Annotated in this window: 19 protein-coding genes and 1 tRNA gene; 9 read left to right on the top strand and 11 right to left on the bottom strand. The window is 44.2% G+C overall.

What is annotated here, in order from left to right:
- Positions 1-23 precede the first annotated feature (23 nt).
- The 5 genes from ACQVGS_RS03710 to ACQVGS_RS03690 form a co-directional block, all read right to left on the bottom strand.
- On the bottom strand, positions 24-1,388 hold the full coding sequence (locus ACQVGS_RS03710) for a serine hydrolase (protein ID WP_151174534.1): 1,365 nt from the start codon (positions 1,386-1,388) through the stop codon (positions 24-26).
- A gap of 132 nt (positions 1,389-1,520) precedes the next feature.
- A complete protein-coding gene (locus tag ACQVGS_RS03705) occupies positions 1,521-2,087 on the bottom strand; it encodes a C1q-like domain-containing protein (RefSeq protein ID WP_106019602.1) in 567 nt (188 codons plus the stop codon).
- A 333-nt stretch (positions 2,088-2,420) separates the two neighbouring features.
- On the bottom strand, positions 2,421-2,840 hold the full coding sequence (gene arsC, locus ACQVGS_RS03700) for an arsenate reductase (thioredoxin) (protein WP_151174535.1): 420 nt from the start codon (positions 2,838-2,840) through the stop codon (positions 2,421-2,423).
- Between the two features lie 22 nt (positions 2,841-2,862).
- Positions 2,863-4,161, bottom strand: coding sequence for an arsenic transporter (locus ACQVGS_RS03695; RefSeq protein ID WP_095712957.1), 1,299 nt, complete (start codon positions 4,159-4,161; stop codon positions 2,863-2,865).
- Positions 4,162-4,172: 11 nt separating this feature from the next.
- A complete protein-coding gene (locus tag ACQVGS_RS03690) occupies positions 4,173-4,514 on the bottom strand; it encodes an ArsR/SmtB family transcription factor (protein WP_105990931.1) in 342 nt (113 codons plus the stop codon).
- A 595-nt stretch (positions 4,515-5,109) separates the two neighbouring features.
- Between ACQVGS_RS03690 and sacB the strand changes: the two genes are divergently transcribed.
- The 6 genes from sacB (at position 5,110) to ACQVGS_RS03660 (ending at position 11,256) form a co-directional block, all read left to right on the top strand.
- On the top strand, positions 5,110-6,531 hold the full coding sequence (gene sacB / locus ACQVGS_RS03685) for a levansucrase (RefSeq protein WP_095712955.1): 1,422 nt from the start codon (positions 5,110-5,112) through the stop codon (positions 6,529-6,531).
- A gap of 77 nt (positions 6,532-6,608) precedes the next feature.
- Complete coding sequence (locus tag ACQVGS_RS03680; protein ID WP_151174536.1) at positions 6,609-8,159, top strand: glycoside hydrolase family 32 protein; 1,551 nt, start codon at positions 6,609-6,611, stop codon at positions 8,157-8,159.
- A 127-nt stretch (positions 8,160-8,286) separates the two neighbouring features.
- On the top strand, positions 8,287-9,849 hold the full coding sequence (aspP, locus tag ACQVGS_RS03675) for an aspartate/proton symporter AspP (protein WP_024122949.1): 1,563 nt from the start codon (positions 8,287-8,289) through the stop codon (positions 9,847-9,849).
- Positions 9,850-9,944: 95 nt separating this feature from the next.
- The gene (locus ACQVGS_RS03670) at positions 9,945-10,529 is read left to right on the top strand and encodes a TetR/AcrR family transcriptional regulator (RefSeq protein WP_101864733.1); all 585 of its coding nucleotides are present in this window, start codon (positions 9,945-9,947) and stop codon (positions 10,527-10,529) included.
- A 77-nt stretch (positions 10,530-10,606) separates the two neighbouring features.
- Positions 10,607-10,942 (top strand): DMT family transporter, encoded by a 336-nt coding sequence (locus ACQVGS_RS03665; protein ID WP_044160350.1) that lies wholly within the window; start codon positions 10,607-10,609, stop codon positions 10,940-10,942.
- Entirely contained in the window at positions 10,942-11,256 is a 315-nt protein-coding gene (locus ACQVGS_RS03660; RefSeq protein ID WP_024122952.1) for a DMT family transporter, read from the top strand. Before ACQVGS_RS03665 ends, ACQVGS_RS03660 begins: the two co-directional genes overlap by 1 nt.
- Positions 11,257-11,300: 44 nt before the next feature.
- On the opposite strand, the gene ACQVGS_RS03655 is transcribed toward ACQVGS_RS03660, so the two are convergent.
- Positions 11,301-11,816 (bottom strand): DUF3231 family protein, encoded by a 516-nt coding sequence (locus ACQVGS_RS03655; protein ID WP_024122953.1) that lies wholly within the window; start codon positions 11,814-11,816, stop codon positions 11,301-11,303.
- 62 nt (positions 11,817-11,878) lie between these two features.
- Between ACQVGS_RS03655 and ACQVGS_RS03650 the strand changes: the two genes are divergently transcribed.
- Complete coding sequence (locus ACQVGS_RS03650; protein WP_188323327.1) at positions 11,879-12,028, top strand: hypothetical protein; 150 nt, start codon at positions 11,879-11,881, stop codon at positions 12,026-12,028.
- A gap of 77 nt (positions 12,029-12,105) precedes the next feature.
- Here the strand turns inward: ACQVGS_RS03650 and ACQVGS_RS03645 are convergent, their stop codons facing one another.
- Positions 12,106-13,449, bottom strand: coding sequence for an FAD-binding oxidoreductase (locus ACQVGS_RS03645; protein ID WP_151174537.1), 1,344 nt, complete (start codon positions 13,447-13,449; stop codon positions 12,106-12,108).
- A gap of 151 nt (positions 13,450-13,600) precedes the next feature.
- Positions 13,601-13,676: transfer RNA gene (locus ACQVGS_RS03640), tRNA-Arg, on the bottom strand.
- A gap of 280 nt (positions 13,677-13,956) precedes the next feature.
- Between ACQVGS_RS03640 and clpP the strand changes: the two genes are divergently transcribed.
- A complete protein-coding gene (gene clpP / locus ACQVGS_RS03635) occupies positions 13,957-14,553 on the top strand; it encodes an ATP-dependent Clp endopeptidase proteolytic subunit ClpP (RefSeq protein ID WP_003219849.1) in 597 nt (198 codons plus the stop codon).
- Positions 14,554-14,587: 34 nt separating this feature from the next.
- Here the strand turns inward: clpP and ACQVGS_RS03630 are convergent, their stop codons facing one another.
- Positions 14,588-15,163, bottom strand: a complete 576-nt coding sequence (locus tag ACQVGS_RS03630; RefSeq protein WP_106019609.1) for an LOG family protein — start codon at positions 15,161-15,163, stop codon at positions 14,588-14,590.
- 116 nt (positions 15,164-15,279) lie between these two features.
- On the opposite strand from ACQVGS_RS03630, the gene ACQVGS_RS03625 reads away from it, so the two are divergent.
- The gene (locus tag ACQVGS_RS03625; protein ID WP_106019610.1) at positions 15,280-15,600 is read left to right on the top strand and encodes a MazG nucleotide pyrophosphohydrolase domain-containing protein; all 321 of its coding nucleotides are present in this window, start codon (positions 15,280-15,282) and stop codon (positions 15,598-15,600) included.
- A 30-nt stretch (positions 15,601-15,630) separates the two neighbouring features.
- Here ACQVGS_RS03625 and ACQVGS_RS03620 read toward each other — a convergent pair whose 3' ends face one another.
- A complete protein-coding gene (locus tag ACQVGS_RS03620) occupies positions 15,631-17,241 on the bottom strand; it encodes a SulP family inorganic anion transporter (protein WP_106019611.1) in 1,611 nt (536 codons plus the stop codon).
- A gap of 18 nt (positions 17,242-17,259) precedes the next feature.
- Complete coding sequence (locus ACQVGS_RS03615) at positions 17,260-17,844, bottom strand: beta-class carbonic anhydrase (RefSeq protein ID WP_095712951.1); 585 nt, start codon at positions 17,842-17,844, stop codon at positions 17,260-17,262.
- Positions 17,845-17,856: the final 12 nt, after the last annotated feature.

The following is a 17,856-nucleotide window of genomic DNA, read 5'->3' as shown; positions in this document are numbered from 1 at the left end:
CAGCTAATATGCCAATCTCAAATTCATTCCTTTCTATCCGTCCGGACCGCTTCTTCCTCTGTTCCGTCCTGATAAATGATAAAGCTCTTCGCAGCACCATCCCCTAACATAAATTCAACTTCAACAGGCAATGATTGCATAAAGAAACGGGTTTCCGAGGAAGGAAATAATTCAAACCTCATCTGTCCGGTAATTTGCAGATAAAGCCGCTCGTTCTCGGCTGTCACCGCCGCAGCTGTCCCATCATGAATGGAGTAGCTGCCAACATAGCGGCTGTAAATCGCTGTATCAATGTCTTTTTTCTTTTTATCAGCAGGACGTTCCGGGATTTCATAAGGCTGGTCAAATAAAATATTCTCCGCCGCCTTCAGTATCGCTTGCTCATAATCAGCATCCTGTTCCATATTGCTCAAATAGATCAGCGTTTTACGATGGTCTATATATCGGATCATCATCGTCGAATAGCCGGGCCAGCCTCCGCTATGGCTGACAATTCGTCCTTTTTCAGGACTGTTTTGCAGCACCCAGCCAAATCCGTAGTCAACCGTTTCCCCATTGTTCAGTTGTACAGGAGAAAACGCTGCTTCCTTAGAAACCTCGCTGATCAATTTGTCCTGATATAAAGCCTGATCAAATCGAAATAAATCGCTTGTGACAGAATTCACTGTACCGTCTCCCTGTATTCCATCCAGATACACAACATAGCTGGTTTCCTCCAGATCATCAGGAAGAACGTACTGTCCGGAATGCACATCATACACATAACCATACGCATAGCCTTCAATCTGCTCAGGACGCAGCCTTCTGTTATATACTCTCGTGTTCGCCATACCGACCGGGGTGAAAATATGTTGTTTCAAAAAGTCCGCATAGCTCATGCCCGATGCCTTCTCAATCAAAACTGCCAGCAGCACATACCCCGTATTGCTGTACAGCCAGCCTTCATTCGGAGCAAAATAGCAAGGCGGCTGCTCATTCATCAGCATATCCACTACATCCTGATTCACTGCAATCTTGCTTTTATTCCAATTGGCAAAAAACCACTCTATATATTCCGGAAGCCCGGATGTATGGTTCAATAAGTGCCGAATCGTAACGCCTTCATAAGGAAATCCGGGAATCCAGCGCTCCACCGTATCCTCATAACCAAGCATCCCTTTCTCCTCCAATAGAACAACTGCCATTGCTGTAAAAGGCTTTGATAGTGATGCCAGCTCAAACAAAGAATTCTCTTGCAAAAGCCGTTTTCCCGGCAAATCCGCATAACCGAAAGCGTGATGATATAATATGTCGCCATCCTCTGCGGCTAAAACCGCCCCGTTGAAATGTTTTCTTTCACCTAATGTTTCAAATAAAGTCTTAAGTTCCTTCCTTTTCTTCTGCTTCATTGCTCCACCTCCCCTTTTTCATACGATACTGAGCTATTAATGTTTCAATTATTTTGAAAATATAAAAAAAGCTGATCAATCCTCTAACAGGAAAAATCAACTTTAGATTTACATTGAATCAAAATCTCCTTTTTACGCAGTCGGAGAAGGAACTCTGGCGGCTGCAAAACGGGTTCTCGGAGTCGCTTGAATGAATCCGGCGGCAGTACTTCTCATTGCAACTGTCACCGTATCTCCGGCGTTTAACTGAAGAATTTCCGTAATGGCTACGACTGCCGGAAGATTTCCTGCTTGAAATTGGCTATTTCCGCCTACCACATCTTGATTCACGAGAAATACGACTTCTAAGTTGAAGTCAACAATCGCATTCGGTTGAAACTCAACTGATGCATTTAAAGAATATACGCCTGCTGTTCTCGGTGAAAATGTAGATGTGTTGGGGTTATATTCATTCGCCAAATCAAATTGTACATTTTGAAATCGGACTCCGCTAGCTGCATTTGCAGCCACTGACAGGTTCGCATTGCTGGTGGCTCTGAAAGCAGAAATAGGCTGGTTCGTATCTGATGTAATTGGTGCGAAGAGCTGGTTTTGTTGAGTGGATGGGGTATTTCCATTTCTGCCTTGCATGACACTTGGTGATAAAAGAGGTTCCGGTCGATCGTTTCTCTTAATCCATTTAGTTGGCCGTGGCGGCATTGACTTATTCCTCCTTATACTTTTTCTTTCGCTTCTATCATTTGTTTGCTTTCGCAATACATTATTATATTGATCGTTACAGGGTTTGAAACGGTATCTGCCCGACTAAACTCAAAACAAAAATGAAAGCTGCTAGTTCCAAAACGGATTACTGCCTCTATTACAAGACCTATAAAAAAGATATAAGATCAATTCACATTTTAAATTGCGATTACGAGAATTACCAATGGCAATATCGTTTGGTATCCCCTGTTATCTGCGGGTACAGCCAGCATCATCACCGCGATGAGAGCCACAAAAAAGCCGGGATACCATCCTCCCGGCCTTTCCAGCTTATTTACCTGTTTCCGCAAAGCGCTTGAGCCGCTCGCCGATTTCGTCACGAACTCGCTGAAAGAACACCCATTTTTCCGCTTCCGATCCTTCTGCTTTTGCAGGGTCATCAAAGCCCCAATGCTCGCGCTTGACGTGAGGCGGCGTTATCGGACATTTATCAGCCGCGTCTCCGCAAAGCGTCACGACAAGATCAGCACTGTTTAATATAGCCGGATCGATGATATCTGATGTTTGGCCGGAGATGTCGATCCCCGCTTCCTTCATCGCTTTTACAGCATTCGGATTGAGCCCGTGCGCTTCGATTCCCGCGCTGTATACATTCCATTCATCTTCCAGATATTGTTTCGCCCAGCCTTCAGCCATTTGGCTGCGGCAGGAGTTGCCCGTGCATAAAAAGTAGATGATTTTTTTAGTCATGTTTGTTCATCTCCCAGATGTTTTAGTGAATGATCAATAACCAGATATAAAGGCCAAAAAGAGTCATCAGCAGGGTCGGAACAGTCAGGATCACCCCTGTTTTCACGTATGTCCCCCAAGAGATTTTCACTCCTTTTTGCGCGAGAACATGAAGCCATAACAGCGTCGCCAGCGACCCAATCGGCGTGATTTTCGGCCCCAGATCAGAACCGATGACATTTGCATAAATTAAGGCTTCTTTCATCATTCCATGTGTATCCGTACCAGCTATCGCAATAGCATCAATCATGACGGTCGGCATGTTATTCATTACCGATGATAAAATAGCCGCGATAAAGCCCATTCCCATGGTTCCCGCCAACAGCCCCTGGTCTGCGGCTGCCTGTATAAGGCTGGACAGAAGGTCTGTTAAGCCGGCGTTTCTTAACCCGTACACGACGACATACATCCCAATGGAAAAAAACACAATCGCCCACGGTGCTCCTTTGACCACCTGCTTCGTATGAACGGCCGGGCTGTTCTTCGCCATAATAAGAAAGAAAACAGCCACCGCACCGGCGATAAAGGATACGGGGATGGACCATATTTCGCTTACAAAATAACCGATTAATAACATGGCCAGCACAAGCCATGACATACGAAACATGTTTATATCTTTAATGGCGTCAGCCGGTTTCTTCACCTGACTGAGATCATAATGTTTCGGAATCCCTTTTCTGAAAAATAAGTATAAGACGAGTATACTTGCCGCAAGCGAAAAGAGATTCGGGACAATCATCCGTGCCGCATATTCAATGAACCCGACGTGAAAGAAATCGGCCGACACGATATTCACCAAATTGCTGACCACAAGCGGAAGCGATGTTGTATCAGCGATAAACCCGCTCGCGATAATAAATGGGAACACCAGCTTTTCTTCAAAACGCAAAGCCCGCATCATCGCAAGCACAATCGGCGTTAAAATAAGCGCCGCACCGTCATTGGCAAAAAACGCCGCCACGACGGCGCCTAAAACGGAAATATAAATAAACATACGAAGGCCGCTGCCTTTGGCCGCCTTCGCCATATGCAAAGCAGCCCATTCGAAAAAGCCAATGTGGTCTAAAATGAGCGAGATGAGAATGATCGCCACAAACGCCAGAGTCGCATTCCATACAATGCCGGTAACGTCCGCCACATCCTTTACGCTCACAACCCCCGCAAGCAAGGCCAAAACCGCTCCCCCGCAGGCTGACCAGCCAATAGACAGATTTTTCGGCTGCCAAATAACAAAAATAAGTGTAAGGATAAAGATACTTGCTGCTAAAACTGCTGAACTCAAACGAGAACCTCCTACTTACAAGAAACTTGAGTTTCTTTTTTCTGAATAGACTGCAACACGTCATCATCTGAGCTGATGTGACCGAGAATCGATTGAATCAATCCATATTCAGGACAAGCCGAATTAATTGAATAAAACCGCCATTGTCCCTTTTTCTCTTCTTTCACAAATCCGGCCTGTTTCAGCTTCCGTAAATGCTGGCTGATAGCTGGCTGGCTCATGTCAAACATATCGACAAACTGGCAGACACAGTATGTTTTTTCCTCCAGCAGCTTCATGATCAAAAGCCTGGTTTGATCATGAAGAAGCTTCAGGCAGTGACTGATTTCAGCAGATGTCAAGGCATGCTTCATCAAAGCATCAGCTCCCTTCCGCGTTCATTGTATAATTCACCAATTATATAAGTCAATACTTATATGCTAGAAGAAAAAGGACCACCGTTTAAAATCTTTTTTATTATCATTCCTGCCCTTATGAAGCTAAAATGGCTTTATTTATACTGTCACATATTGTGAATGATTTATGAATTTACATTTCTTTATCACTTTTGTGTTGTCGGATAGGCCTGATAAAAAGGAACTTTATGCCCATGCGAAAGCTTTTTATAACCTGTAGAAGATGCAAAGAAACAATCAGCCAGATTAGTCCATAAGACCTGTACTCTTAAATTCTTTTTCTTCATTTTCTATCAAACAAAAGAGGAAAATAGACCCGTTGAAATAAGAATCAGTGTCTAATAGAATTATGTCGAAAAGTAAATTACGCAGGTTTGTTACTGATAAAGCAGGCAAGACCTAAAATGTGTTAAGGGCAAAGTGTATTCTCTGACGTCACCCCTTTACATATTTTAGGTCTTTTTTTATTGCACGTAACCGACTTGCCATTATCAACAGGAGGGCTGGAAGAAAGCAGACCGCTAACACAGTACATAAAAAGGAGACATGAACGATGAACATCAAAAAGTTTGCCAAACAGGCAACAGTATTAACCTTTACAACCGCACTGCTGGCAGGAGGCGCGACTCAAGCGTTTGCGAAAGAAGCAGATCACAAACCGTATAAAGAAACATACGGCATTTCCCATATTACCCGCCACGACATGCTGCAAATCCCTGAACAGCAAAAGAATGAAAAATATCAGGTGCCTGAATTTGACCAATCGAAGATTAAAAACATCTCTTCTGCAAAAGGTTTGGACGTGTGGGACAGCTGGCCATTGCAAAACGCGGACGGCACAGTCGCAAACTATCATGGCTACCATGTTGTCTTTGCATTAGCCGGAGACCCTAAAAACGCGGATGACACATCGATTTACATGTTCTATCAAAAAGTTGGCGAGACTTCCATTGACAGCTGGAAGAACGCAGGCCGTGTCTTTAAAGACAGTGACAAGTTTGATGCAAATGATCCCATCTTAAAAGATCAGACACAAGAATGGTCAGGATCAGCTACATTTACATCTGACGGCAAAATCCGTTTATTCTACACTGACTTTTCCGGTAAACATTACGGCAAACAAACACTGACAACTGCACAGGTTAACGTGTCAACTTCAGACAGCTCTCTTACGATTAACGGTGTAGAAGATCACAAGTCCATCTTTGACGGCGACGGCAAAACATATCAAAATGTTCAGCAGTTCATTGATGAGGGCAACTATAGTTCAGGCGATAACCATACGCTGAGAGACCCTCACTATGTGGAAGATCATGGCCGCAAATACCTGGTATTTGAAGCGAACACAGGAACTGAAGACGGCTACCAAGGCGAAGAATCTTTATTTAACAAAGCTTATTATGGCAAAAGCTCATCATTCTTCCGTCAAGAAAGTCAAAAACTTCTGCAAAGCGATAAAAAACGCACTGCAGAATTAGCTAACGGCGCACTTGGCATGATTGAGCTTAACGATGACTACACACTGAAGAAAGTCATGAAGCCGCTGATCACATCTAACACAGTAACTGACGAAATCGAACGTGCGAATGTCTTCAAAATGAACGGCAAATGGTATCTGTTCACTGACTCTAGAGGATCAAAAATGACAATCGACGGCATTACATCTAACGATATTTACATGCTGGGTTATGTCTCTAACTCCTTAACAGGCCCGTACAAGCCGCTGAACAAAACCGGCCTTGTGCTGAAAATGGATCTAGATCCTAACGATGTGACCTTTACTTACTCACACTTTGCCGTACCGCAAGCTGAAGGGAACAATGTCGTTATTACAAGCTACATGACAAACAGAGGTTTCTATGCAGACAAACAGGCAACGTTTGCGCCAAGCTTCTTACTGAACATCAAAGGCAAAAAGACATCTGTCGTGAAAAACAGCATCCTTGAACAAGGCCAACTAACAGTTAACAAATAAAACGCAAAAGAAAATGCCGATACCCTATTGGCATTTTCTTTTATTTCTTTATTAAAATCTAAAGCGGAGAAACCGAAATGAAATATAAAAAAACATGCAAATGGTCAGCCGTATTCCTCATCTTTACAGGAATACTTTTGTTTATAGACTTATGGTCAAACGAGGAGCCCGACAAAAAATCAAAATCTGCCCATAGACCGGACTACCGGGCGGCATATCATTTTACGGCTCCTGACAAATGGAAAAATGATCCCCAAAAACCCATCTATTTCGATGGAAAGTATCATTACTACTATCTGTATAACGGTGATTATCCAAACGGCAATGGCACGGAATGGCGGCATGCTGTGTCAGAGGATTTGGTGCATTGGACAGATGAAGGCGTGGCAATTCCCAAATACACAAATCCAAACGGCGACATCTGGACCGGATCATTCGTCATCGATAAAGAAAATACAGCCGGCTTTGGCAAAAATGCACTTGTCGCCATTGTGACTCAGCCTTCAGCCAAAGACAAAAAGCAGGAGCAGCATTTATGGTACAGCACAGACAAAGGGAAAACATTTAAGCCCTACACTGACGATCCCATTATGCCCAATCCGGGGACAAAGGATTTCAGAGACCCAAAAGTCATATGGGATGATCAGCATAATAAATGGGTAATGGTCATGGCTGAAGGAACAAAAATCGGCTTTTACGAATCCGATAATTTAAAGGACTGGCAGTACACAAGCGGTTTCTTTACAGAGCAGGCAGGCATCATTGAATGCCCCGACCTTTACATGATGCGGGCAAGTGACGGGACGACGAAATGGATTCTCGGCGCCAGCGCAAACGGGAAACCGTGGGGCAAACCCAATACGTACGCCTACTGGACCGGAGGCTTTGACGGAAAAGAATTTTCTGCGGATCAAACCGAACCCCAATGGCTTGATTACGGATTTGACTGGTACGGAGGCGTAACATTTGAGGACGGGAAAAACACAGATCAATTGAATAAGCGTTACGCGCTGGCTTGGATGAACAATTGGGATTACGCCAATAACACGCCGACCAGAAAAAATGGCTTTAACGGCACAGATTCAATCGTGCGGGAAATCCGGCTCCAGCAGCAGGACGGCGCATACAGTCTCATCTCACAGCCTGTCGAAGCATTGCAGCAGCTTTCCGCTTCCACTGACGAAGTGAAAGAACTGAATGTCAACGGCTCCAAAACCCTGTCCGTAGCAGGCGATACGTATCAGCTGGATATGGACCTTTCTTGGACAGATATGAAAAACGCTGGCGTCCGGCTGAGAGAATCGGCAGACAAAAAACGCCATATTGATGTCGGCATATTCGCTGAAGGCGGCTATGCGTATGTCAACAGAGCTTTCACAGACCAGCCGGATAAAAGCAAAATGTACGTTGAAAGCAAAGCGCCCTATGACACCAGCAAACAAAACGCGCACTTAAAAATTCTCGTTGATAAAACAACGATAGAAGTGTTTGTCGGTGACGGGAAAACCGTTTTTTCAAATGAAGTGTTCCCAAAATCCGAGGATAAAGGCATTACTCTCTTTTCTGAAGGCGGCTCAGCTTCCTTTAAAAATATAAAAGTGAAACATTTTGATACGATTCATCAATAAAAACAGATGCAGCGCTTGCTGCATCTGTTTTTTTATGAGAGCCGAAACAGCAGTCAGCCTGTGCGTATTGTCTGTTTCATATTGGGCATTGTAAGAAATATAAGGCTTGTTTCTAAGGAGGAAGCGGATGTCTAAACAAGGAAATTTTCAAAAATCGATGTCGCTGTTTGATCTGATTCTGATCGGGATGGGAGCTATCTTTGGATCAGCATGGCTGTTCGCTGTCAGTAATGTCGCTTCAAAAGCAGGACCCTCCGGCGCTTTTTCCTGGATTATCGGAGGAGCCATTATTCTGTTAATCGGACTGGTGTACGCAGAACTCGGAGCCGCTTTACCCCGCACTGGAGGCATCATCAGGTATCCGGTCTATTCACACGGCCATTTGGTCGGCTATTTAATTTCATTTGTCACAATTGTAGCTTACACAAGCCTGATTTCGATTGAAGTCACAGCCGTCCGGCAATATGTGGCCTATTGGTTTCCTGGCCTGACCAAAGAGGGCTCTGACTCACCGACCATTGCAGGCTGGATTTTGCAGTTTGCCTTGCTCTGCTTGTTTTTCCTGCTGAATTACTGGAGCGTTAAAACCTTTGCAAAGGCCAATTTCATTATTTCTATTTTTAAATATATCGTACCGGTCACGATCATTATTGTGCTGTTTTTTCATTTTCAGCCGGGAAACTTATCGGTTGAAGGGTTTGCGCCTTTTGGTTTTACAGGCATACAGGCCGCCATTTCGACGGGGGGTGTCATGTTTGCATATCTCGGGCTGCACCCTATTGTGTCTGTTGCCGGTGAGGTACAAAATCCGAAACGCAATATCCCGATCGCTTTAATTATCTGTATTATCGTTTCAACCATTATTTACACGATTTTGCAAATCACCTTTATCGGTGCGATTCCGACAGAAACGCTGAAAAACGGCTGGCCGGCAATCGGCCGTGAATTTTCATTGCCGTTTAAAGACATTGCGGTTATGCTCGGTTTAGGATGGCTTGCAACGCTTGTCATTTTAGACGCCATTCTGTCTCCGGGAGGAAACGGGAATATTTTTATGAATACGACATCTCGCCTCGTTTACGCTTGGGCGCGGAATGGCACATTATTTGGCATATTTTCAAAGGTCAATAAAGAAACGGGGACACCCCGTGCTTCACTCTGGCTTTCATTTGCCATGTCGATTTTCTGGACGCTCCCCTTCCCTTCGTGGAACGCGCTCGTCAATGTCTGTTCTGTCGCTCTCATCCTTTCTTATGCGATTGCACCAATTTGTTCAGCCGCACTGAGAGTAAATGCGAAGGACTTAAACAGGCCGTTTTATTTAAAAGGAATGAGCATCATCGGGCCGCTTTCATTTATTTTTACGGCGTTTATTGTGTACTGGTCAGGATGGACAACCGTTTCCTGGCTTCTCGGCTCACAGCTCGTCATGTTTTTGATCTATCTCTGCTTCAGCAAATACGCGCCTAAAGAAGACGTCAGCCTGGCCCAGCAGCTGAAATCAGCCTGGTGGCTCGTCGGATTTTATGTCATGATGCTGATTTTTTCCTATATCGGCTCTTTCGGGCATGGCTTAGGCATTATCAGCAATCCCGTCGATCTCATATTGGTTGCCATCGGCTCGCTTGCGATTTACTATTGGGCAAAGTATACCGGGCTCCCGAAAGCCGCGATAGATTATGATAAATAAGAAGCAGGAGTTTCTCTTGCTTCTTTTTTCGCTTTACAAACACCATCACTTAAGATAAAATGAATGATAGTCAGTCATTACAGGAGGTGTTCCCCGTGCCAAAACAAACATCAGGAAAATATGAAAAGATTCTGCAGGCGGCGATTGAAGTCATTTCGGAAAAGGGACTCGATAAAGCCTCCATCTCAGAGATCGTAAAAAGAGCCGGCACTGCCCAAGGAACGTTTTATTTATATTTTTCATCCAAAAATGCTCTGATTCCGGCCATTGCGGAAAACCTTCTCACTCATACGCTGGAGCAAATCAAAGGAAGACTGAATGGCGAGGAAGATTTTTGGACCGTCTTACAAACCTTAATTGATGAGACGTTTCACATCACAGAGCGCCATAAAGATATTATTGTCCTCTGCTATTCGGGGCTTGCCATCGACCATTCCATGGAAAAATGGGAGACCATTTATCAGCCTTATTATTCCTGGCTTGAGAACATCATCAACAAGGCGATCGACAGCCAAGATGTGATCGAAGGCATCAATGCAAAGTGGACGGCAAGAACCATCATCAATTTGGTTGAGAACACAGCAGAACGGTTTTATATCGGGTTTGAACAAGATGAAAACCTTGAAGTATCTAAAAAAGAAATTTTCACATTCTTAAAACGGAGCTTAGGTAAAGCTTAAAAAATGACTGGGTGACACCGCTCATTTTTTAATGCCTAAAAATGACTGACGTTCATTCACAAAAAGAGGTGTTACTGTTGTATTGGGTACTTGTTTTGATAGCAGGGCTTCTAGAAGTGGTTTGGGCCTCCTCCCTCAAACATGCGGATTCGCTTTTTGATTGGATTATCGTTTTTCTATTAATAGCGATAAGCTTTATACTGTTAATCCGCTCTTATCGAAAAATTCCTATGGCCGCGGCGTATACCGTATTTGTCGGAATTGGAACGGTCGGAACCTACACGACCGGGATCTTCTTAGGCGAATCCTTCTCAGCAGCGCAAATCTTCTTTTTGATGCTGCTGCTAGCCGGTATTTTAGGAATGAAGCTTTTCACAAAAGAAAATAAAACTCAGCCGAGAGGTGAAAAATAATGGCGTGGTTTTTATTATTCATTGCGGGTATAGAAGAAATTATAGCTGCCATCGCCATGAAATATATAGACGGCACAAAGAAAAAATGGCCGATTATTGTGATGACTGCCGGATTTGCTTTATCTTTTTACTGTCTATCACAGGCCATGCAAGTCCTGCCTTCCGGTGTTGCTTATGCCGTCTGGACCGGTATAGGCAGCATAGGCGTAACAGCAGTCAGCCTGATTTGGTTTAAGGAACGGTTTCAGCTTTCTCAGCTGATTTCTCTTTGCCTGATACTTGCCGGCGTCATCGGCCTGCGTCTTACGTCTTAGATCATAAAAGGCATATACAGAAAGCTGTATATGCCTTTTATCTTTTACTCATCATCTTGATGTTTATGAAGATGAAGCGGCGGCGGGATGAGCCAGCCTTTGTTTTTCAGCAGCCTTAAGTATTTTGCCCCTGTTGCCGCCTTGGTCATATGAAATTGCCCAAACATCATGGCGATGTCTTCGCGAATCGACTGCCCCATAATTTTGCTGCATGTCACAAGACCGGCTGCATTTTGCGCCGCTGCAGATGCGGCCACATCCGGATCGAGAAACCGTGCGCCCGGCGGAATGTCGTTAAGATCTGCATCCGGCGGCTCAGGAGAAGCGGGCGGAAGCCCCACGCCATTTTCTTTCAGGATATTGCTGACCTGTTTGATTTCATCTTGGCATTTCTCGATGGACTCACGAAGCAGCTTCTTTAAATCGCCATCACCAACATGATGCAATAACATCTGGTAATTGCCGATCATTTTATTTCCCGCCATCACATAACTCCACAAACTGAATACCTCACCGTAATGCATCGGTTCTTCCTGCGGGTTTCCGCTTAAAATACCCATGTTCATCCTCCTTGCAAATTCATATCGTACATCTCATAACGTGCCCGAGAGGAGGAATATTTATGTTTCAGCGGGGAATTTTTATAAAACAAAAAAAGACAAAAGCGCCAAAATGCCAAGCCCTTGTCTTTCCTGTTGTTCTATTGGACGCGCTCGGAGGGATTCGCCCCCCGACAGACGTGGTACCGGAAACCATTCAAATGCTTTTGTAGTATGAGTTATTGATTCCATCTATTTTTTAATTAAAGTTATAAACTCAGGGGGTTTTATTTTCGAAACGAATTAATTTTTAACGAGCTGTCGGGATGCTTTGTGGAAAACAAAATAAATTTTCGGGATCATATTTCGCTTTTATTTTTCGAAGCCTTGCAAAGTTTGCACCATAATATTCTTTTCCGAAATTTTCAATGTTTTGATCTGGAACATTAACATATGAACCTGCTACATATGGTTGCATCAGCTGACGTACTCTTTCAACTGAGGCAAGGTTTGAAGCTTCTTGTGATTTATTTTGCCAACTAGCCGTCCATTCCGTATAAAACAGTGGATGGCGCCAAAAAAAGGCTGTTTCGTCTTTAGGTACTCTTCTTATAGCCCCCCCCCAATTTATAAAAAAGAAATTGGAGTCTGCTCCAGTGGCCTCTTCCAAGAATTTTCTCATGATTGAAATGGGTTCGTCAGGCCAAAGATCATGTCCCCAGGCTGAGGAGAATTTAACACTCTGATCATTTCTGCCAGGGATGGGTTCGTCAGGGTCTAAGAAATCTATAGCATCTGGATAGGATAATGTTTTGATATCTGCTCGTGTTGGAGTTCCAGCATTTAATAAAGGATTTAATAATTTAATCAATTCATTTTTTGGACCGAGGAAAATTCCTTCTGCATGACACAAACCATTTATTTTGCTGTAAATTTCAAGGTAGCATCCTAATCGTTCATCTACAAACGGTGCCCATTTCTGCCAGGCTTTAAAAACCGTCTCCAATTGTTCCCATGGCCAAATAATATTGAAGACAGTTGCTGTTTTAGGGGCACTATGAACTTTGAAAGTATATTGGGTATTATATCCAAAATTCCCTCCGCCGCCACCTCTAGAAGCCCATAGTAAATCCTCATTGCAAGATTGATTTGCATGAATAATTCTGCCTTTTGCATCTACCGTTTTCAGTGCGAGAAGGTTATCACTTATAAGGCCAATCGATCGTGAGACTACTCCAAATCCACCGCCCATCGTAATTCCTCCGATTCCAACTGTTGGACTGTCTCCAAACGGAGCCATAAAACCATCTCGAGCTAATCCTTTTACAAGCGGGCCAACATGAATGCCAGTTTGAACGGTTGCAATCGCGTTTTCTTCATCTAAGAAAACTTTATTCATGTCACTCACATCAATAACAATTCCTCCACTTACTACTGAAAGGTTCTTATCTAGAGCATGGCGACCACTTCTGACACGTAAGGGCACATTATTCTCACGAGCCCATTTAATAGCATTACTTACATCGTATGAATCTTGTGCAAAAACAAAGACAAGAGGATAGACATCAACATAAGGGTTCCAATTCTTAACTGCCTGTGTATAGCCGGGGTCCCCTTTGAAGATTACACGCCCTGTTAACTGTGTTGATCCCATATATTTCACTCCCAATAAAATTTGATTCCGATATCAGCATATGTAGGATCCGGATAAATTCTTAGACAAATTTTCTACGAACTTAAAAACATACAAAAAAGACAAGAGGGGCAAAATGCCAAACCCTTGTCTTTCCTGTTGTTCTATTGGACGCGCTCGGAGGGATTCGAACCCCCGGCAGACGTGGTACCGGAAACCACCGCTCTATCCAACTGAGCTACGAGCGCATATTGACATATTTTCACTTCGTGATGATAACGTCAGCATAACTCATTATACCGCATTTCAGCCGAAATAACAACCCTCTATTTTAAAGGGCTGTTTTTTTAAGAAGACACATCATCTTCTTTCCGAAGCTCACATACGATGGTTTGAACCGTTGTATTTTTGGGGAAAATGGGAAAAAGAGAAGAGTTTGCATGTCAAGCCAGCTTTTTGTTTGACCTTTATTGACCAAAAATGTATCATGTAACTACATACTTACCTAAAAGGTGAAGGAGGAGCATTATGAATTTAATACCTACAGTCATTGAACAAACGAACCGCGGGGAAAGAGCGTATGACATTTATTCTCGTCTATTAAAGGATCGTATCATCATGCTTGGATCTGCGATTGATGACAACGTTGCGAACTCCATCGTGTCACAGCTTTTATTCTTAGAAGCGGAAGACCCTGAAAAAGATATTTCCATTTACATCAACAGCCCGGGCGGCTCTATCACGGCTGGTATGGCGATCTATGATACCATGCAGTTTATTAAGCCGAAGGTATCTACAATTTGTATCGGTATGGCTGCGTCAATGGGCGCGTTCTTGCTTGCTGCCGGAGAAAAAGGCAAACGCTATGCGCTTCCGAACAGTGAAGTTATGATTCACCAACCTCTTGGCGGTGCGCAAGGTCAGGCAACGGAAATTGAAATTGCCGCGAAACGTATTCTCTTGCTTCGCGACAAATTAAACAAAGTGCTTGCTGAACGTACTGGCCAGCCGCTTGAAGTGATCGAACGCGACACAGACCGCGATAACTTCAAGTCTGCTGAAGAAGCGCTTGAATACGGCCTGATTGACAAAATTCTGACTCGCAACACAGAAGAGCAAAAGTAAAACGAGAAGAGCCTTCCTTTCGGAGGGCTCTTTTTTAAATTTCTGTCCACTTTTTCTCTAAAATCGGATATGAGTAGTTCTTCATTTGCTCAACTAACTCATCGGGCCGTGAAGAGCTGTGGATCAGTTTAAGATGAGAGTCGTTAGAAAATCCTTCCTGAATGCTGTATTTGACCATTTTCATCATCGGCTCAAAATACCCGTTCACATTGTAAAGTCCGATCGGCTTTTGATGAATGCCGATCTGCGCCCAGCAAAGCACTTCAAATAATTCTTCATATGTACCGAAACCGCCCGGCATGGCGATATAGCCGTCAGCCAGTTCGCTCATTTTTGCCTTCCGTTCGTGCATGCCGTTGACTTCAATCAGCTCTGTCAGATTTTGATGGACAACCTCTCCGCTGAACAGGCCGCTTGGCATCACGCCAATTGCAGTGCCGCCGTTTTCCATTAACGTATCGGCAATCGCGCCCATCAACCCTACACGAGAGCCCCCGTATACCAGGCCGATTCCCTGCTCTGCCATATACATGCCAAGCTCTGTCGCTTTTCTTTTATACGCTTCATTTCCCCCCGGGTTTGAGCCCGCAAATACACAAATTGTTTTCATCTCGTCATCTCCGCATCTATATATCGTGTTAACATTCAAAAAACACACTATATATTGTCCCATCTTCATGTGATAATATCAATATGAAATACATAAAGAATGCAGGAGTGATGATGTTGCAGCTGGCTGATGCTGAAAAATGGATGAAAGAGTTTTACGAAAAAAGGGGCTGGACGGAATACGGACCGTTTATTCGAGTGGGGTTTTTAATGGAGGAAGCCGGAGAGCTGGCACGGGCTGTCAGAGCATATGAAATCGGCAGAGACCGGCCGGATGAGAAAGAATCGACACGAGCTGAGCAAAAACAAGAATTGATTGAAGAAATGGGAGACGTCATCGGAAATATCGCCATCCTTGCTGATATGTACGGCGTTTCTTTAGAAGACGTGATGAAAACCCACCAAGAAAAACTGACAAAGCGATTTGAGCATGCATAAAAAAAAAACGGCCGTTAGTCGGCCGTTTTTTCATCCTGTGATTTCATCATGATGATCAAAGAAATGCTGCTTTCCTATTTTGTGAAAGAGGCCTGTTTTATGCAGGAGCTCTTTAGGTTGAGACTGCAGCCCTACGATCATCAGCTTTCCGTTGTGGCGCTTAATTCTGTTCATGATGTTCACAAGCACCGCTTCTGCGGACGTATCCATGTAATGCACTTTATTCATGAGTAAAATCAGGGTCTTCGGCTTTTTCTGTACATGCTCTAACAATGACGATTCAAGCGAATCAATCGATCCGAAAAACAGCGGTCCTTCTATGGAGTACATGCTGACAGAAGGATCTGTCCCCTGCTCCCTCTTAGCCGCTTTCGCAAGAGCTGGATGAGACTCCTGATTGTGAATACGGGTCGCTTCACTCATTCTTCTGATGAAGAACACAAATGCGAGTAGCAATCCGGTCGCCACACCGACGATTAAATCAAACAGAACCGTCAGGGCAAAGGTAGCGGCTAAAATGAAGGAATCGGCGTTTTTCAATCTCAGCATGTTTGCGACTTCCTTCCGCTCACTCATATTCCATGCGACAACCATCAATATCGGCGCCATACTTGCAAGCGGAACGTGGGAAGCATAAGGCGCGAATACAAGCAGTACAAGAAGAACCACGACGCCGTGAACGACACCTGAGACAGGCGAAACCGCTCCGTTTTTAATATTGGTTGCCGTCCGCGCAATCGCTCCGGTAGCCGGGATTCCGCCAAACAGCGGCGCGGCCATATTCGCAATCCCCTGGCCGACAAGCTCTTTGTTGCTGTCGTGCTTTGACCCTTTCATATTATCGGCAACCATCGCGGATAATATTGACTCGAGGCCGCCAAGAAGCGCGATGACAAGCGCTGCCGGAAACAGCATGACCATTTTATCTATTGTCAGCTCCGGAAACTGAAATTCAGGCAAATGGCGAGGAATATCTCCATAGGTTGAGCCAATCGTTGCCATGCGGTCAGGGAAAAACACAACCGCAACAAGCGTAGAAATGAGAAGAGCCAATAAAGCTCCGGGTACTTTTGGCATCACTTTGGCGGATACAAGCAAAATGACAAGTCCGATGACTGCTGTCAAAATGGCATATCCGTTAAAGGTGCCGAGCTTCTGTGCAATTTCAAACATGTTGTGATGAAAGTTCTCATGTTTTTCTACGTTTTTCAAACCGAGAAAATTAGCGATTTGTTCAGTGAAGATTAACACGGCGATTCCAGCCGTAAACCCGACGATAACTGGCTTCGGCACATACTTCATAATTTTGCCGAGCTTAAACAATCCGAACAGCACCAGCATGACGCCTGCCATAAATCCCGCTATCAGCAGATTTTCCAGCCCGTACTGCATCACAATACCGAATAAAATCGGGACAAACGCGCCAGTCGGACCGCCAATTTGATATTTAGATCCCCCGAACAAAGAAATACAGATCCCCGCCACGACAACAGTATACAGCCCGTATTCAGGCTCGACTCCCGAGGCAATGGCAAACGCCATCCCTAAAGGAATTGCCACGACTCCTACTACGATACCTGCAATGAGGTCTTTCTGAAATTTCTGCAAATTGTATCCCTTGAATCTCCCAGAGAATCGCATATTTTGTTAAAACCTCCCTTATGAATTAGTCTTTATGAACTCAGTTTCATAACCGTTAATCACGACATCAAGTTTGCCTGTCTCCGGGTGTATCACAAGCCCGTGAACCGGCAGCTTTTTTGGCAGCAGCGGATGATTCTTGATCAGATTGACACTGTGGGAAACGCTTTCTTCCACACTGTGAAAGCCGGTCAGCCAAGTTTTTAAGTCTAATCCGGCGCTATCAAGCAAACTCAGACAGCTTGCTTCTACCCCACGTTCCTTTGCTTTTTCAAGAATCGAGGCCGCATTCAGGCCTGACATCCCGCATTCATGGTGGCCGATAATGCAAACCTCTTCAGCCTGCAATTCATAAATGGCGACCAATATGCTGCGCATGACACTTCCAAATGGGTGAGAAACGATGGCTCCCGCGTTTTTTACAATCTTAGCGTCGCCGTTTTTAAGCCCCATTGCTTGCGGAAGAAGTTCTGTGAGTCTTGTATCCATACAGGTAACAATAACGAGCTTTTTTGAAGGGAATTTTGTCGTTTTGTAGGGTTCGTACTTCTTCTCTCTGACAAACTGCTGATTGTGTTCCAAAATTGATGTTAAAGAAACCATTCTAATTCATCT

The organism is Bacillus sp. SD127, from assembly GCF_058566445.1.
This window is presented reverse-complemented; position numbering and strand designations above follow the sequence as displayed.

What these genes read in the sequence shown, in the direction of transcription:
- ACQVGS_RS03710 (WP_151174534.1), bottom strand. Translation starts at nt 1,388, where the DNA reads ATGAAGCAGAAGAAAAGGAAGGAACTTAAGACTTTATTTGAAACATTA.
- ACQVGS_RS03705 (WP_106019602.1), bottom strand. Translation starts at nt 2,087, where the DNA reads ATGCCGCCACGGCCAACTAAATGGATTAAGAGAAACGATCGACCGGAA.
- arsC (WP_151174535.1), bottom strand. Translation starts at nt 2,840, where the DNA reads ATGACTAAAAAAATCATCTACTTTTTATGCACGGGCAACTCCTGCCGC.
- ACQVGS_RS03690 (WP_105990931.1), bottom strand. Translation starts at nt 4,514, where the DNA reads ATGAAGCATGCCTTGACATCTGCTGAAATCAGTCACTGCCTGAAGCTT.
- sacB (WP_095712955.1), top strand. Translation starts at nt 5,110, where the DNA reads ATGAACATCAAAAAGTTTGCCAAACAGGCAACAGTATTAACCTTTACA.
- ACQVGS_RS03680 (WP_151174536.1), top strand. Translation starts at nt 6,609, where the DNA reads ATGAAATATAAAAAAACATGCAAATGGTCAGCCGTATTCCTCATCTTT.
- aspP (WP_024122949.1), top strand. Translation starts at nt 8,287, where the DNA reads ATGTCTAAACAAGGAAATTTTCAAAAATCGATGTCGCTGTTTGATCTG.
- ACQVGS_RS03660 (WP_024122952.1), top strand. Translation starts at nt 10,942, where the DNA reads ATGGCGTGGTTTTTATTATTCATTGCGGGTATAGAAGAAATTATAGCT.
- ACQVGS_RS03655 (WP_024122953.1), bottom strand. Translation starts at nt 11,816, where the DNA reads ATGGGTATTTTAAGCGGAAACCCGCAGGAAGAACCGATGCATTACGGT.
- ACQVGS_RS03650 (WP_188323327.1), top strand. Translation starts at nt 11,879, where the DNA reads ATGTTTCAGCGGGGAATTTTTATAAAACAAAAAAAGACAAAAGCGCCA.
- ACQVGS_RS03645 (WP_151174537.1), bottom strand. Translation starts at nt 13,449, where the DNA reads ATGGGATCAACACAGTTAACAGGGCGTGTAATCTTCAAAGGGGACCCC.
- clpP (WP_003219849.1), top strand. Translation starts at nt 13,957, where the DNA reads ATGAATTTAATACCTACAGTCATTGAACAAACGAACCGCGGGGAAAGA.
- ACQVGS_RS03630 (WP_106019609.1), bottom strand. Translation starts at nt 15,163, where the DNA reads ATGAAAACAATTTGTGTATTTGCGGGCTCAAACCCGGGGGGAAATGAA.
- ACQVGS_RS03620 (WP_106019611.1), bottom strand. Translation starts at nt 17,241, where the DNA reads ATGCGATTCTCTGGGAGATTCAAGGGATACAATTTGCAGAAATTTCAG.
- ACQVGS_RS03615 (WP_095712951.1), bottom strand. Translation starts at nt 17,844, where the DNA reads ATGGTTTCTTTAACATCAATTTTGGAACACAATCAGCAGTTTGTCAGA.